Origin of the sequence: Fusibacillus kribbianus (assembly GCF_030053595.1) — a bacterium.
Lineage (GTDB): Bacteria > Bacillota > Clostridia > Lachnospirales > Lachnospiraceae > Lientehia > Lientehia kribbiana.
In genome coordinates, this window is the sequence record NZ_JASGBQ010000023.1 from 37,236 (window position 1) to 50,720 (window position 13,485).

At 48.3% G+C, this 13,485-nt stretch carries 22 protein-coding genes; 21 read left to right on the forward strand and 1 reads right to left on the reverse strand.

Annotated elements, in window-relative coordinates; translation table 11 throughout:
* The first annotated feature begins 8 nt into the window (after positions 1-8).
* The 21 genes from QJ036_RS11165 (at position 9) to QJ036_RS11265 (ending at position 12,702) form a co-directional block, all read left to right on the forward strand.
* A complete protein-coding gene (locus tag QJ036_RS11165) occupies positions 9-194 on the forward strand; it encodes a type Z 30S ribosomal protein S14 (RefSeq protein WP_191446615.1) in 186 nt (61 codons plus the stop codon).
* A gap of 220 nt (positions 195-414) precedes the next feature.
* On the forward strand, positions 415-816 hold the full coding sequence (gene rpsH / locus QJ036_RS11170; RefSeq protein ID WP_283231464.1) for a 30S ribosomal protein S8: 402 nt from the start codon (positions 415-417) through the stop codon (positions 814-816).
* 358 nt (positions 817-1,174) lie between these two features.
* Entirely contained in the window at positions 1,175-1,717 is a 543-nt protein-coding gene (gene rplF / locus QJ036_RS11175; protein WP_283231465.1) for a 50S ribosomal protein L6, read from the forward strand.
* Between the two features lie 21 nt (positions 1,718-1,738).
* Complete coding sequence (gene rplR / locus QJ036_RS11180; RefSeq protein WP_283231466.1) at positions 1,739-2,107, forward strand: 50S ribosomal protein L18; 369 nt, start codon at positions 1,739-1,741, stop codon at positions 2,105-2,107.
* Positions 2,108-2,123: 16 nt separating this feature from the next.
* Positions 2,124-2,633: a 30S ribosomal protein S5 gene (gene rpsE / locus QJ036_RS11185; protein ID WP_283231467.1), complete on the forward strand. Its 510-nt coding sequence runs from the start codon at positions 2,124-2,126 to the stop codon at positions 2,631-2,633.
* 14 nt (positions 2,634-2,647) lie between these two features.
* Complete coding sequence (gene rpmD, locus QJ036_RS11190) at positions 2,648-2,830, forward strand: 50S ribosomal protein L30 (RefSeq protein ID WP_283231468.1); 183 nt, start codon at positions 2,648-2,650, stop codon at positions 2,828-2,830.
* A gap of 20 nt (positions 2,831-2,850) precedes the next feature.
* The gene (gene rplO / locus QJ036_RS11195) at positions 2,851-3,291 is read left to right on the forward strand and encodes a 50S ribosomal protein L15 (protein ID WP_283231469.1); all 441 of its coding nucleotides are present in this window, start codon (positions 2,851-2,853) and stop codon (positions 3,289-3,291) included.
* Position 3,292: 1 nt separating this feature from the next.
* Positions 3,293-4,609, forward strand: coding sequence for a preprotein translocase subunit SecY (gene secY / locus QJ036_RS11200; protein WP_283231470.1), 1,317 nt, complete (start codon positions 3,293-3,295; stop codon positions 4,607-4,609).
* A 124-nt stretch (positions 4,610-4,733) separates the two neighbouring features.
* Positions 4,734-5,378, forward strand: a complete 645-nt coding sequence (locus tag QJ036_RS11205; RefSeq protein WP_283231471.1) for an adenylate kinase — start codon at positions 4,734-4,736, stop codon at positions 5,376-5,378.
* A 2-nt stretch (positions 5,379-5,380) separates the two neighbouring features.
* Entirely contained in the window at positions 5,381-6,130 is a 750-nt protein-coding gene (gene map, locus QJ036_RS11210) for a type I methionyl aminopeptidase (protein ID WP_283231472.1), read from the forward strand.
* Between the two features lie 12 nt (positions 6,131-6,142).
* The gene (locus QJ036_RS11215; protein WP_283231473.1) at positions 6,143-6,418 is read left to right on the forward strand and encodes a KOW domain-containing RNA-binding protein; all 276 of its coding nucleotides are present in this window, start codon (positions 6,143-6,145) and stop codon (positions 6,416-6,418) included.
* Between the two features lie 11 nt (positions 6,419-6,429).
* Positions 6,430-6,648 (forward strand): translation initiation factor IF-1, encoded by a 219-nt coding sequence (gene infA / locus QJ036_RS11220; protein ID WP_283231474.1) that lies wholly within the window; start codon positions 6,430-6,432, stop codon positions 6,646-6,648.
* A 102-nt stretch (positions 6,649-6,750) separates the two neighbouring features.
* Positions 6,751-6,864, forward strand: coding sequence for a 50S ribosomal protein L36 (gene rpmJ / locus QJ036_RS11225; protein WP_003022746.1), 114 nt, complete (start codon positions 6,751-6,753; stop codon positions 6,862-6,864).
* Positions 6,865-7,035: 171 nt separating this feature from the next.
* Positions 7,036-7,407, forward strand: a complete 372-nt coding sequence (rpsM, locus tag QJ036_RS11230) for a 30S ribosomal protein S13 (RefSeq protein ID WP_283231475.1) — start codon at positions 7,036-7,038, stop codon at positions 7,405-7,407.
* Between the two features lie 226 nt (positions 7,408-7,633).
* Positions 7,634-8,035 (forward strand): 30S ribosomal protein S11, encoded by a 402-nt coding sequence (gene rpsK, locus QJ036_RS11235; protein WP_087221165.1) that lies wholly within the window; start codon positions 7,634-7,636, stop codon positions 8,033-8,035.
* Positions 8,036-8,052: 17 nt separating this feature from the next.
* Positions 8,053-8,646, forward strand: coding sequence for a 30S ribosomal protein S4 (gene rpsD, locus QJ036_RS11240; RefSeq protein WP_283231476.1), 594 nt, complete (start codon positions 8,053-8,055; stop codon positions 8,644-8,646).
* Between the two features lie 73 nt (positions 8,647-8,719).
* On the forward strand, positions 8,720-9,679 hold the full coding sequence (locus QJ036_RS11245; RefSeq protein ID WP_283231477.1) for a DNA-directed RNA polymerase subunit alpha: 960 nt from the start codon (positions 8,720-8,722) through the stop codon (positions 9,677-9,679).
* A gap of 87 nt (positions 9,680-9,766) precedes the next feature.
* Positions 9,767-10,303: a bL17 family ribosomal protein gene (locus QJ036_RS11250; protein WP_283231478.1), complete on the forward strand. Its 537-nt coding sequence runs from the start codon at positions 9,767-9,769 to the stop codon at positions 10,301-10,303.
* Positions 10,304-10,432: 129 nt separating this feature from the next.
* Positions 10,433-11,590 (forward strand): diaminopropionate ammonia-lyase, encoded by a 1,158-nt coding sequence (locus QJ036_RS11255; protein ID WP_283231479.1) that lies wholly within the window; start codon positions 10,433-10,435, stop codon positions 11,588-11,590.
* A complete protein-coding gene (locus QJ036_RS11260; RefSeq protein ID WP_283231480.1) occupies positions 11,574-11,750 on the forward strand; it encodes a hypothetical protein in 177 nt (58 codons plus the stop codon). Before QJ036_RS11255 ends, QJ036_RS11260 begins: the two co-directional genes overlap by 17 nt.
* Entirely contained in the window at positions 11,731-12,702 is a 972-nt protein-coding gene (locus QJ036_RS11265; RefSeq protein WP_283231482.1) for a carbohydrate kinase family protein, read from the forward strand. The genes QJ036_RS11260 and QJ036_RS11265 overlap by 20 nt, the downstream gene beginning before the upstream one ends.
* Positions 12,703-12,745: 43 nt before the next feature.
* Here QJ036_RS11265 and QJ036_RS11270 read toward each other — a convergent pair whose 3' ends face one another.
* Positions 12,746-13,141, reverse strand: a complete 396-nt coding sequence (locus QJ036_RS11270; RefSeq protein WP_283231481.1) for a hypothetical protein — start codon at positions 13,139-13,141, stop codon at positions 12,746-12,748.
* Positions 13,142-13,485: the final 344 nt, after the last annotated feature.

Sequence of the window (13,485 nt, forward strand, 5' to 3'; positions counted from 1 at the left end):
AAAATCAAATGGCAAAGACTTCAATGAAGATTAAACAGCAGAGACCGGCCAAGTTCTCCACCAGAGAATACAGCCGCTGCAGAATCTGCGGACGTCCCCATGCGTACCTGAGAAAATACGGAATTTGCAGAATTTGCTTCCGTGAATTAGCATATAAAGGACAGATTCCCGGAGTTAAGAAAGCCAGCTGGTAGGCCGAAAGCAACTTAGCGAAAACGAGCCGGAGGCGAAGTTTGAGCTTAGTGCGAGGCCGTTCGCGACCCTTAGCGAGCACAAGTCGTCAGGCGCAGTGCGAGGTTAGTGGAGCGAACATACCCGAAAGCAACTTAGCGAAAACGAGCCGGAGGCGAAGTTTGAGCTTAGTGGCGACAACTCCAAATCACTGATGCAAATAACAATAAGGAGGCAAAAAAAATGACTATGAGCGATCCCATTGCAGATATGCTTACAAGAATCCGTAATGCAAATACTGCAAAACATGATACAGTAGATATTCCTGCATCAAAGATGAAACTGGCGATTGCCGATATTCTGGTTGACGAAGGTTACATTGCAAAGTATGACCTGTTAGAGGACGGTGCTTTCAAGACCATCCGTGTTACCCTGAAATACGGCAAGGACAAGAATGAAAAGATCATTACCGGATTAAAGAGAATCTCCAAGCCCGGTCTGCGTGTATACGCCGGCAAAGAGGATCTTCCCAAGGTTCTCGGCGGACTCGGAATTGCGATCATCTCCACAAACCAGGGTGTTATGACCGACAAGAAGGCCAGAGAGATGAACGTAGGCGGCGAAGTTTTAGCATTCGTTTGGTAGGCCGAAAGCAACTTAGCGAAAACGAGCCGGAGGCGAAGTTTGAGCTTAGTGCGAGGCCGTTCGCGACCCTTAGCGAGCACAAGCCGTCAGGCGAAGTGCGAGGTTAGTGGAGCGAACATACCCGAAAGCAACTTAGCGAAAACGAGCCGGAATTACGCTTATTCATGTTAATAGTGAAGAGTGAACAGTCACCTTAGACTGTCCGCTCGCGCGATTAACAGTATGTAACCGTTCAGAGTGCTCATCCGAAAATGAAAAATCATCCGCCTGCAGATGGATCTGCGCGTCTGTTTTTCATTTTCCGGCTGCTCAGGACTGTTAAACAAAACTATTAACTATTATTTAAGGAGGTACGGGCATGTCACGTATAGGTAGAATGCCAATCGCGGTACCGGCTGGTGTAACAGTCGATATTGCAGAAAATAACAAGGTATCAGTTAAAGGCCCCAAGGGAACTCTGGAGAGAGTGCTTCCCGCTGAAATGGATATTAAGCTGGAAGATGGCCATATCGTTGTAACAAGACCCAACGATTTAAAGAAAATGAAATCCTTACATGGTTTGACCAGAAGCCTGCTTGCCAACATTGTACACGGTGTTACGGAAGGATACCAGAAGGTACTGGAAGTAAACGGTGTTGGTTACAGAGCTCAGAAGCAGGGCAAGAAGCTGATTCTTTCCCTGGGTTACTCCCATCCGGTTGAAATGGAAGATCCCGATGGTCTGGAGTCCGTAGTGGAAGGCCAGAACAAAATCATCGTAAAGGGTATCGACAAAGAGAAAGTCGGCCAGTTTGCTGCCGAGATCAGAGACAAGAGACGTCCTGAGCCTTATAAGGGCAAGGGCATCAAGTATGCTGATGAGGTAATCAGACGTAAGGTTGGAAAGACCGGTAAGAAATAATAAATAGGAGGAGTGACAAGAATGATTAGCAAGGAATCAAGAACGGAAATCCGTCGTAATAAACATAGAAAAATCCGCAATCGTTTCAGCGGCACCGCTGAGAGACCGCGTCTTTGTGTGTTTAGAAGCAATAATCATATGTACGCTCAGATCATCGACGATACGGTTGGCAACACGCTGGTATCCGCATCCACTCTGCAGAAGGATGTAAAGGCTGAGCTTAGCAAGACGAACAATGTGGAAGCTGCTGCTCATCTGGGAACAGTAATCGCAAAGAAGGCTCTGGAAAAGGGAATTACCACTGTTGTTTTCGACAGAGGCGGTTTCATCTATCAGGGCAAGATCAAAGCGTTAGCAGATGCGGCTCGTGAAGCTGGTCTGGAATTCTAATTGAGGAGGAGAACACATGAAACGTACAATTATTGACGCCAGCCAGTTAGAGCTCAGCGATAAGGTAGTTGCGATTAAGCGTGTATCCAAAACCGTTAAAGGCGGACGTACAATGCGCTTTTCCGCACTGGTAGTTGTCGGAGACGGCAACGGACATGTGGGAGCCGGCATGGGCAAGGCTGCAGAAATTCCTGAGGCAATCCGCAAGGGTAAAGAAGATGCCATCAAGAACATGATCGAGATTCCCGTTGACGAAAATAAGAGCATTCCCCATGACTTCATCGGCAAGTTCGGCAGCGCATGTGTGCTTCTGAAGAGAGCTCCTGAAGGTACCGGTGTTATCGCCGGCGGTCCTGCACGTAACGTGCTGGAGATGGCAGGAATCAAGAATATCAGGACCAAGTCCCTGGGCTCCAACAACAAGCAGAACGTTGTTCTTGCTACCCTTGAGGGCCTCAAGAGCCTTAAGACTCCTGAAGAAGTTGCCAAGAACCGCGGCAAGGCTGTGGAAGAGCTGATTGGCTAAAGGAGGAAACGAAAATGGCAGAGAAATTAAAAGTTACGCTGGTAAAATCTCCCATCGGTGCTGTTCCGAAGCACAGAAAAACTGTGGAAGCCCTTGGCCTTACCAAGCTTCAGAAAACAGTTGAGCTTCCTGACAATGAAGCTGTCAGAGGTATGATCTGGCAGGTTAAGCACTTGGTGAAAGTAGAAGAAGTCTAACGAGAAGGAGGTGCAACAAGATGGAATTATCAAACTTAAGACCCGCTGAGGGCTCCAAGCACAGCGATGCGTTCCGCAGAGGCCGTGGACACGGTTCAGGAAACGGAAAGACTGCAGGTAAGGGACACAAGGGCCAGAAGGCTCGTTCCGGCGCTCCCAGACCCGGTTTTGAAGGCGGTCAGATGCCTTTATACAGAAGACTTCCTAAGAGAGGCTTCACAAACAGAAATTCCAAGGTGATCGTAGGCATTAACGTAGATGCTCTTGAGAGATTCGATAATGATACCGTAGTTACCGTTGAGACTCTCATCGAAAGCGGTATCGTAAAGAACCCCAGAGATGGCGTTAAGATCCTCGGAAATGGTGAGTTAACCAAAAAGCTTACGGTTAAGGTGAACGCATTCAGTGAGGGTGCAAAAGCAAAAATTGAAGCTGCTGGTGGAAGTGCAGAGGTGATCTAATATGTGGAAAACACTCCAGAATGCGTTTAAAATTAAAGAAGTGAGAAAGAAAATCCTGTTCACATTCTTCATTTTAATTGTAGTGAGAATTGGTGCTCATATACCGATTCCGGGTGTTAACACGGCGTATTTTGCCGACTGGTTTGCAAGTCAGTCCGGCACAGCGTTCAATTTCTTCAACGCTATGACCGGCGGCTCCTTTACGAAGCTCTCTGTATTTGCATTGAGCATTACCCCTTACATCACATCCTCCATTATCATGCAGCTTCTGACCATTGCAATTCCGAAGCTGGAAGAGATGCATAAGGAAGGTGAAGAGGGGAGAAAGTTCATTGCCAAGCTCACCAGATACGTGACGGTCGGCCTGGCTCTGATCGAATCCACAGCTATGACCATTGGCTTCGGCAACTCCGGTATGCTGATCAACTTCACATGGTACAATGCCATCGTGGTGATCATGACCATGACTGCCGGCAGTGCAGTGCTTATGTGGCTGGGGGAGAGAATTACCGAAAAGGGTGTTGGAAACGGTATTTCCATTATCCTGCTTATCAATATCCTGTCCGGACTGCCCGATGACTTTATGTCTCTTTACGAGCGGTTCATGGCAGGGACCTCTGTAGCAAAGGCTGCTCTTTCTGCAGTCATCATCCTGGCAGTGATTCTGGCAATGATCGCATTTGTCGTATTGCTTCAGGGCGGTGAGAGAAGGATCCCCGTACAGTATGCAAAGAAGATGCAGGGAAGAAGATATGTTGGCGGACAGTCCAGCAACATTCCCCTGAAGGTGAACACCGCCGGTGTGATCCCGGTCATCTTCGCATCCTCACTGATGTCCTTCCCGGTAGTGATCGCACAGTTCTTCAGCGTGGATTATTCCACAGTGGGAGGCCGGATCCTTCTGGCTCTTTCCTCCTCCAACTGGTGCAAACCGTCCGATCCTATTTTGAGCATTGGTCTTCTGATCTATATCGGTCTGATCGTAGCCTTTGCATATTTCTACACCTCAATCACCTTTAACCCGATTGAGATTGCGGACAACATGAAGAAGCAGGGCGGCTTTATCCCCGGTATCCGTCCGGGACGTCCTACCTCGGATTACCTGAACAGAATTCTCAATTATATTGTGTTTATCGGCGCTGTCGGTCTCACGATTGTGGCTGTTATCCCGATTCTGTTCTCCGGTATCTTCAACATCGGCCAGCTCTCCTTCGGAGGCACCTCCATCATCATTATCGTAGGTGTTATCCTTGAGACGCTGAAGCAGATCGAATCCCAGATGCTGGTACGGTATTACAAGGGCTTCTTAAACGACTAAATTCGATTCAAATAAACGGTTCCGGCAGGGGAAACGAAGGTTTCCTGTGCCGGTCAACCTGACTTTACTCGTTGTTTTCGTATCCGGGGGTCAGGCCTCCCGGAAATCAACCGGAGGATGGATTATGAGACTGATTATGTTAGGGGCACCTGGGGCAGGAAAAGGAACCCAGGCAAAGAAAATCGCCGACAGGTATCAGATTCCCCACATTTCCACAGGTGATATCTTCCGCGCCAACATTAAGAACGGCACGGAGCTTGGAAAAAAGGCGAAGGCTTATATGGATCAGGGTGCTCTGGTTCCCGACGAGCTGGTAGTCGACCTGGTGGCTGACAGGGTAAAGCAGCCGGATTGTGAGAAGGGCTATGTTCTGGATGGCTTCCCCAGAACCATTCCTCAGGCCGAAAGCCTGGATGCAGTGCTTCTCTCCATGGGACAGAAGATTGATTATGCGATCAATGTAGAAGTACCCGATGAGAATATTGTAAACCGGATGTCCGGCAGAAGAGCATGTGTCGGCTGCGGAGCTACCTATCACATTGTTCACGCTCCCACCAGGAAGGAGGGCGTATGCGATGTCTGCGGTGAGGCTCTTATTCTGAGAGATGACGACAAGCCGGAGACCGTGACAAAGCGTCTTTCTGTATACCACGAGCAGACACAGCCCCTCATTGATTATTATGAGAAGCAGGGTTGCCTCAAAGAGGTAGACGGAACAATGGACATGGACGATGTCTTTGCTGACATCTGCAAGATATTAGGAGAATAAAAGTGGCAGTTACGATCAAATCAGAAAGAGAAATCGAACTGATGAGAGAGGCCGGACGACTCCTTGCCAAAACCCATCTGGAACTTGAAAAAGCGCTCCGTGCAGGTATGACGACCAAGGAGATCGACAGGATCTGTGAGGAAATTATCCGAAGCTACGGATGTACTCCTTCGTTCCTGAACTACAACGGTTTTCCCGCATCGGTGTGCGTATCCATCAACGATGAGGTCGTTCACGGGATCCCCAGTAAAAAGCGGGTGATCCATGAGGGCGACATTGTCAGTCTGGACACCGGTCTGATCTACAAGGGCTATCAGTCAGACGCGGCCAGAACATACGGGATCGGAGAAATCAGCAGGGAAGCAGCACAGCTCATCGAGGTGACAAGGCAAAGCTTTTTTGAAGGTATTAAATTCGCAAAAGCGGGCAATCATCTCAATGACATTGGAACTGCGATCCAGAAATACTGTGAACAGTTTGGGTATGGCGTGGTCAGAGATCTGGTGGGACACGGAATCGGAACGGAAATGCATGAGTCCCCGGAAATTCCCAATTTCGATATGGGACGAAGAGGCATCAAGCTCCGCCCCGGTATGACCCTTGCAATTGAACCCATGGTCAATATGGGACGCTATGATGTGGCCTGGAGCGATGATGAATGGACAGTAGTGACCGACGATGGTTCCCTGTCGGCCCATTATGAAAACACGATCCTCATCACAGAAGGTGAGCCGGAAATCCTGTCTTTGTAGGCGGTGCCGGATATGAGGAAGGAAATCGGCGGATTCGCCATCGCAACGGCCGGCCATGACAAAGAAAAGCTGTATATAATCGTCGGATATGAGGAAGGAAAATACCTTCTTGCCGACGGAAAGACGCGGACCCTTGACAAGCCCAGAAGAAAGCAGAAAAAACATCTGAAATTTGTTCCTGCACAGACAGATCTCAGAATGCTGTTTTCCGAAGGTACAAAGCCGGTCAGAAATGAAGACGTAAAACGGGCCATTAAGCTGCAAACGGCCAAGGTCCCCACCAAGTAGGAGGTAACGGGATGTCCAAGAGTGACGTTATTGAAATCGAAGGAACCGTAATTGAAAAGCTGCCCAATGCCATGTTCCAGGTAGAATTGGAAAACGGACATCAGGTGTTAGCACATATCAGCGGAAAGCTCCGCATGAACTACATCAGAATTTTACCGGGCGACAAGGTAACCCTGGAGCTTTCTCCCTATGATCTGTCAAAGGGAAGGATCATCTGGAGAGACAAATGACATTGAGGAACCAATGAAAAAAATCCCATAGAAACACTTGCTTTTATGAAGGGTAAGTGCTATAATGATATGCGGACTTTTTTGGGAAAGGAGAGTAAACCTGTGAAAGTTAGGTCATCTGTAAAACCGATTTGCGAAAAATGCAAGGTTATCAAGAGAAAAGGCAGCATCCGGATCATCTGCGAGAATCCGAAGCATAAGCAGCGTCAGGGTTGATTCCTGCGGGCTGTTTTATTTACAGCGCCAGTGCGCGCTTGATTCATGCGGCTGCATTGTGAACACACCCGGCAGAGTTGTTCATGATGATTAAAAATAAAAAATGCAAAATGCTGTGCAGACAGCGAAAGAAACACCGGCAGTAAAAATAATAATGGAGGTACAATACTCATGGCTCGTATTTCAGGTGTCGATTTACCGAGAGAAAAGCGCATTGAAATCGGATTGACTTATATCTATGGAATCGGTAGGGCTAGTTCCAACCGTCTCCTCGCCGAGGCCAATGTAAATCCTGATACCCGCGTGCGTGACTTAACTGACGATGAAGTTAAGAGAATCGCAGCTGCCATTGAAGCAGACCATCAGCTTGTAGAAGGCGATCTGCGTCGTGAAGTGGCAATGAATATCAAGAGATTACAGGAAATTGGCTGCTACAGAGGAATTCGTCATAGAAAAGGTCTGCCTGTTCGTGGTCAGAAAACAAAGACCAATGCCAGAACAAGAAAAGGCCCGAAGAAGACAGTAGCTAATAAGAAGAAATAATCATTAAGCTACGAGCAATGCGAGGCAGACGGGACAGAGCGAACGGGACGCTTGCGTACCGGACGATCGGGACCGGATGACACATATGGCGACAGCCATGTGTTCAAAAAACGTCAGTTTTTTGAACTGGCATTGCGGACGAATAATGCATTGGCATTATTATCATCAATGTGCAGCATTGATTAAGTAACAGGTAAACAAGTAGAAGAAAGTAGGTTAGTTTAAAATGGCTAAAAAAGTGTCCACTGCAAAGAAAGTGACAAAAAAGCGTGTTAAGAAAAACGTTGAACGCGGACAAGCGCACATCCAGTCATCTTTTAACAATACCATCGTTACGTTAACAGATACACAGGGCAATGCTCTGTCATGGGCTAGTGCAGGCGGTCTGGGATTTAGAGGTTCAAGGAAATCTACTCCATATGCAGCTCAGATGGCTGCAGAAACTGCTACAAAGGCAGCTCTGGTACATGGACTTAAATCCGTTGATGTTATGGTAAAGGGCCCCGGCTCAGGACGTGAAGCTGCGATCCGTGCACTGCAGGCATGCGGTCTGGAAGTAACCAGCATTAAAGACGTAACTCCGGTTCCCCATAATGGATGTCGTCCGCCCAAGCGTAGAAGAGTTTAATTAGGAGGTGCAGAAAAGTGGCAGTAGATAGAGTTCCTGTTCTTAAAAGATGCAGGTCCCTTGGACTTGACCCGATTTATTTAGGAATAGATAAGAAATCCAACAGAGAATTAAAGAGAGCCAACAGAAAGATGAGTGAGTATGCTCTTCAGCTTCGTGAGAAGCAGAAAGCAAAATTCATCTACGGTGTATTGGAGAAGCCCTTCAGAAATTATTATGCAAAGGCTTCCAAGATGAGAGGCATGGTTGGTGAGAACCTGATGATCATGCTGGAATCCAGACTGGACAATGTACTGTTCCGTGCTGGTTTCGGAAGAACCAGAAAAGAGACAAGACAGATCGTTGACCACAAGCACGTTCTTGTAAACGGCAAGTGCGTAAACATTCCTTCTTATCTGGTAAAAGCCGGCGATGTGATCACGATTAAAGAGAAAGTGAAAGATTCCCAGAGATACAAGGATGTTCTGGAAGTGACCGGCGGCAGACTGGTTCCCGAATGGCTGGATGTTGATCAGGAGAACCTGTCCGCAACTGTAAAGCAGCTGCCCACAAGAGAGATGATCGACGTTCCCGTAAACGAGATGCTTATCGTCGAGTTGTACTCCAAATAATCCTTAAGGCATAAGGAGTGTCCGAAGCTTTTTTCGGCCCTCAGATTAATTACCCAAAAGGAGGGCTTAATCAATGTTCGATTTTGAAAAACCCAATATCGAAATAGCAGAGATTTCAGAAGATAAAAAGTATGGAAGATTCGTCGTTGAGCCTCTGGAGCGTGGTTATGGCACCACTCTGGGAAATTCACTGAGGAGAATCATGCTCTCCTCATTGCCCGGAGCAGCCATCAGCCAGGTGAAGATTGACGGCGTGCTTCATGAGTTCAGTTCCATTCCCGGTGTCAAGGAGGATGTGACTGAGATCATTATGAATCTGAAGAATCTGGCCATCAAAAATACCAGCGAGACAAACGAGCCCAAGGTTGCTTACATTGAGTTCGAAGGCGAGGGTGTTGTGACCGGCGCAGATATTCAGGCTGATCAGGACATTGAGATCATCAATCCTGACCAGGTGATTGCCACCTTAAGCGGCGGCAGCGACTGTAAGCTTTACATGGAGCTGACCATTACAAAGGGACGCGGCTATGTGAGCGCAGATAAAAATAAGAGCGAGGATTTGCCCATCGGTGTGATCGCAATCGACTCCATTTACACTCCCATTGAGCGTGTGAATCTGTCTGTTGAGAATACCCGTGTAGGTCAGATTACCGATTTCGATAAGCTGACTCTGGATGTTTATACAAACGGCACCCTGGCTCCCGATGAGGCTGTAAGCCTCGCGGCAAAGGTACTGAGTGAGCATCTGAACCTGTTCATTGATCTGTCTGAGAACGCCAAGACTGCAGAAGTTATGGTGGAGAAGGAAGACAATGAGAAGGAAAAGGTACTGGAAATGAACATTGACGAGCTGGAGCTGTCTGTTCGTTCCTACAACTGTCTGAAGCGTGCCGGCATCAATACCGTAGAGGAATTGACCAACCGCACATCTGAGGATATGATGAAGGTCAGAAACCTGGGCCGCAAGTCCCTGGAAGAAGTTCTGAGCAAGCTCAAGGAGCTTGGTTTGGAGCTGAATCCCAGCGACGAATAAAAACAACACATTATGGAATTGAAAGCAGACGGTCAGTAAGCCCGAAGATGCGTGGCCGCCTGTTCCACAAATGGAGGAAAGAATATCATGGCAGGTTATAGAAAGCTTGGAAGAACTTCCAGCCAGAGAAAGGCTCTCCTGAGAAATCAGGTGACCAATCTTCTCTACAATGGCAAGATCGTTACCACAGAGGCTAAGGCTAAAGAGATCCGCAAGATCGCTGAAGGCCTGATCGCTCTGGCAGTAAAGGAAAAGGATAACTTCGAAGAGGTTACCGTTACTGCAAAGGTGGCAAGAAAAGACAAAGACGGCAAGAGAGTAAAGGAAGTTGTAGACGGCAAGAAGGTTACCGTATACGATGAGATCCAGAAGACCATCAAGAAGGATATGCCCAGCAGACTGCACGCACGTCGCAAGATGCTTGAGGTTCTTTATCCTGTGACTGAGGTTCCCAAGGAAGTTGCCGGACGCAAGAAGAACACCAAGGCTGTAGATATGCCCAAGAAACTGTTTGAGGAGATCGCTCCCAAATATGTTGACCGCAAGGGCGGCTACACCAGAATCGTAAAGATTGGCCAGAGAAAAGGCGATGCAGCCATGGAAGTGCTCATCGAGCTGGTATAAGCTTTATCATTCCAACAGAATTTATGAAGAAGAGCGCAGAAGCGCTCTTCTTTTGCATTTACAGGATGCTCTTTTTTTGCTATGCTTATCTTCAATATAAGAAGCAGTTTTTCGGAAAAAGGAGGTAACATGGACGATCGTTTTGAGATGATACGTAATACGCATCAGGCGTCAAAGAAGACCGATCTGAGCCTATGGAATGAAGCCGCAGCCAGAGAGGTGAGAAGCTTTCATGAGACTCTTTCAGGCTACAGACCAACGCCTCTTGTGCCGCTTGCGGGTCAGGCGGAGAAGCTGGGGATCAGCGGGCTCTATGTGAAGGATGAGTCCTCCCGCTTCGGACTGAATGCCTTTAAGGCACTGGGGGCCTCCTTTGCCATGGGTACTGCAGCAAAGGACTGGATGCCCGGCGAGAAGCATACCTTTGTTACAGCGACTGACGGCAATCACGGGAGAGGAGTCGCCTGGATGGCGCGTCAGATGGGCCAGAAAGCGGTCGTTTATCTGCCGGAAGGAACAGCGAAAAGCCGTTTACACAATATCCTTGCAGAGGGAGCGGACGCGTATATCACAGATTTAAACTATGATGACGCAGTTCGTCTGGCTGCCTCTAAGGAGAAAGAGGAGGGATGGATTCTCGTGCAGGATACGGCCTGGGATGGCTACGAGCGCATTCCGAAGCTGATCATGAAAGGGTATCTCACCATGGCGCTGGAAGCGTATGAAGAACTGGAGGCATTCGGAACGAGGCGGAAAACCAGACCGACTCATATATTCCTTCAGGCGGGAGTTGGATCCATGGCGGCTGCTGTGGCAGCCTTTTTTCTGAACGTATACCGGGAACAGCCACCGGTTATCGTGATCGTGGAGCCGAAGAAGGCGGACTGCTTCTTCCGGTCAATCAGGAAAGGGGAAGGGAAACCGGTAGCGGTCACCGGAAAAATGGATACCATGATGGCCGGTCTTGCCTGCGGGGAACCGTCTGCCCTGGCATGGCCCATTCTGCGGGATCACGCATATGCGTTTATTTCCTGTCATGACTGTTATGCGGCCGATGGAATGAGACTTCTGGGGAAGCCGCTCCCTGGGGACAAAAGGATCATTTCCGGTGAATCCGGCGCCGTAGGACCCGGTGTGCTGTCAGCTCTTATGAAAGATCCGGAGCTGGCAGAAGATAAAGAGGCTTTGAAGCTTAACGAGGAATCTGTCGTTCTCTGTTTCAGCACGGAGGGAGCGACCGATCCGGAACATTACCGGGCCGTCGTTGAGAATGGGAAAAGCAATTGATTTTCAAGTTGCGGGAAAGCCGTCTGAGCGTTACAATGAAAGCAGTGCCAGTCCACAGAGGGCAAACGGCGTGATCCGTATTGAGCCTATTAAGTGGCGCTGGCAAAAAGAGGATAGAAAGTGGGGATTTGATCGTGAATATGCAGAACAAAGAATATGATGTCATTTGTATCGGACAGATCGTACAGGATATTTTAGTTACGAATATCCCTTCGGATGCACTGACCTCCGAGAAGGATACTTTTATGGCCGACGAGATTCTGTTTGCCTCCGGCGGCGACGCAGTCAATGAGGCGTCCATGCTGGCAAAGTACGGAAACCGCTGTGCGCTTCTTACGAGGCTGGATAAGAAGGATGTGGGCGATATGATCTATGGGGACCTGGTAAGGCAGGGAGTAGATACTTCTCTTCTGGTGCGCCCCGATGACTGCCGTACCTTTACGGCCATCGTCATTATCGGACCGGACGGAAACCATACCTTCTTTGATGGGCCAGGGCACAATTTCACTTTGAAAATGTCAGATATTGATCTGTCTGTATTTGAGAAGACAAAAGTGGTTACAGCAGGCAGTCTGTTTGCATTGGGAGAACTGGACACCGACGGTATCGAGGTGATTTTTAAGAAAGCCCAGGAGAGCGGAGCCATCACCGTGGCAGATATGAACAACGACAGCGACAGAAAGGGGCCGAAAGCGGTGGAGAAGGTCTATCCCTACACCGATTATCTGATGCCCAGCTATGATGAGGCGGTATATGTGACAGGGGAAACGGATCCGGACAAAATTGCCGACTATTTCCTGTCGGCAGGAGTGAAAAATGTGGTCTTAAAAATGGGCGGCGACGGCTGCTTTTTCAAGAATGCAGAAAAGAGATTCTTTACGGATCCCTACCGGGTGGAGCCCGTCGACACAACGGGCTGTGGCGATAATTTTGTGGCGGCTTTCATCCACTCTCTGCTGAAGGGCATGGAGCCCGAGGCCTGTGCGGAATTTGCCTGCGGCGCAGGTGCACTCAATTCCCAGGGGCTGGGAGCTCACCTGCACATTCAGTCGGAAGCGCAGGTGCTGGATTTTATGGCCGGTGCAGAAAGGAAAACTCTGGGAAGAGAGTAAACCGGGCCATAAGCTCTCACTACAGAATCCGGTCACGGCAGTTTTACGCCTTCTGATCGCGGGGGCCTTTGCGGTAGAGCCAGATAAAGATCCCCATCAATAAAAGGATCAGGCAAACGTTCAGAACTGTGCTGATGATACCCAAAAGATCGTAGGTCAGAAAAGAAAAGCCTGAGATGGAAAAATTTTGGGTAATAGATGAACCTGCTTCTGTTGAGACGATGGTAAACATAGAAGACTTAAGAGAGGCGATCCCAAATTCTGCCAGTGCAATAACGCCTCCGATGGCATACAGAATTCGCAGTGGTTTATGGACGGCGGCCTGGTCTGCTTCGCTCAGGTTGCCGAAGCGGTACATCTGGCCATTGCCTTTAATTGCGATATAGAGAAGATAGCCAGCAACGATCAGCTGGAAGGAATCAAGTAAAGCTGTGGACATGTGAGACCTCCTGTGTTTTGATAGATGGTTTTGGGGCGGTTTACAAACTGGCGGCCGCCGAATTAAATCAATTATATTACAGGTTTAGAACAATTACAACAGGCTTTTCACGAACGAAAAAACAGGAAAACCGTCCCGGTATCTCGCCGACAGATGTGTAAGGAATCAAACATATCTGAGAGAAATAACCGGGGCGGTTTTATGCTTGGAACATTTTTCAACGTAAGCGCCAAATATTCCTGCGGATTTTCTTATCTCCTGGATTCCTCTATAATTGTAAATGAAAGATAGTTAGACTATTTCACTACAATTACGGAGGATAGGTTATGACAGCTACACGCAAA

Bases quoted from the DNA above. Each gene is read 5' to 3' on its own strand.
- QJ036_RS11250 (WP_283231478.1), top strand. From the start codon at position 9,767: ATGGCAGGTTATAGAAAGCTTGGAAGAACTTCCAGCCAGAGAAAGGCT.
- QJ036_RS11260 (WP_283231480.1), top strand. From the start codon at position 11,574: ATGGGAAAAGCAATTGATTTTCAAGTTGCGGGAAAGCCGTCTGAGCGT.
- QJ036_RS11265 (WP_283231482.1), top strand. From the start codon at position 11,731: ATGCAGAACAAAGAATATGATGTCATTTGTATCGGACAGATCGTACAG.
- QJ036_RS11205 (WP_283231471.1), top strand. From the start codon at position 4,734: ATGAGACTGATTATGTTAGGGGCACCTGGGGCAGGAAAAGGAACCCAG.
- rpsH (WP_283231464.1), top strand. From the start codon at position 415: ATGACTATGAGCGATCCCATTGCAGATATGCTTACAAGAATCCGTAAT.
- rpsE (WP_283231467.1), top strand. From the start codon at position 2,124: ATGAAACGTACAATTATTGACGCCAGCCAGTTAGAGCTCAGCGATAAG.
- QJ036_RS11270 (WP_283231481.1), bottom strand. From the start codon at position 13,141: ATGTCCACAGCTTTACTTGATTCCTTCCAGCTGATCGTTGCTGGCTAT.
- rplF (WP_283231465.1), top strand. From the start codon at position 1,175: ATGTCACGTATAGGTAGAATGCCAATCGCGGTACCGGCTGGTGTAACA.
- QJ036_RS11255 (WP_283231479.1), top strand. From the start codon at position 10,433: ATGGACGATCGTTTTGAGATGATACGTAATACGCATCAGGCGTCAAAG.
- secY (WP_283231470.1), top strand. From the start codon at position 3,293: ATGTGGAAAACACTCCAGAATGCGTTTAAAATTAAAGAAGTGAGAAAG.
- infA (WP_283231474.1), top strand. From the start codon at position 6,430: ATGTCCAAGAGTGACGTTATTGAAATCGAAGGAACCGTAATTGAAAAG.
- QJ036_RS11215 (WP_283231473.1), top strand. From the start codon at position 6,143: ATGAGGAAGGAAATCGGCGGATTCGCCATCGCAACGGCCGGCCATGAC.
- QJ036_RS11245 (WP_283231477.1), top strand. From the start codon at position 8,720: ATGTTCGATTTTGAAAAACCCAATATCGAAATAGCAGAGATTTCAGAA.
- rplO (WP_283231469.1), top strand. From the start codon at position 2,851: ATGGAATTATCAAACTTAAGACCCGCTGAGGGCTCCAAGCACAGCGAT.
- rpmD (WP_283231468.1), top strand. From the start codon at position 2,648: ATGGCAGAGAAATTAAAAGTTACGCTGGTAAAATCTCCCATCGGTGCT.
- rplR (WP_283231466.1), top strand. From the start codon at position 1,739: ATGATTAGCAAGGAATCAAGAACGGAAATCCGTCGTAATAAACATAGA.
- rpsM (WP_283231475.1), top strand. From the start codon at position 7,036: ATGGCTCGTATTTCAGGTGTCGATTTACCGAGAGAAAAGCGCATTGAA.
- QJ036_RS11165 (WP_191446615.1), top strand. From the start codon at position 9: ATGGCAAAGACTTCAATGAAGATTAAACAGCAGAGACCGGCCAAGTTC.
- rpsK (WP_087221165.1), top strand. From the start codon at position 7,634: ATGGCTAAAAAAGTGTCCACTGCAAAGAAAGTGACAAAAAAGCGTGTT.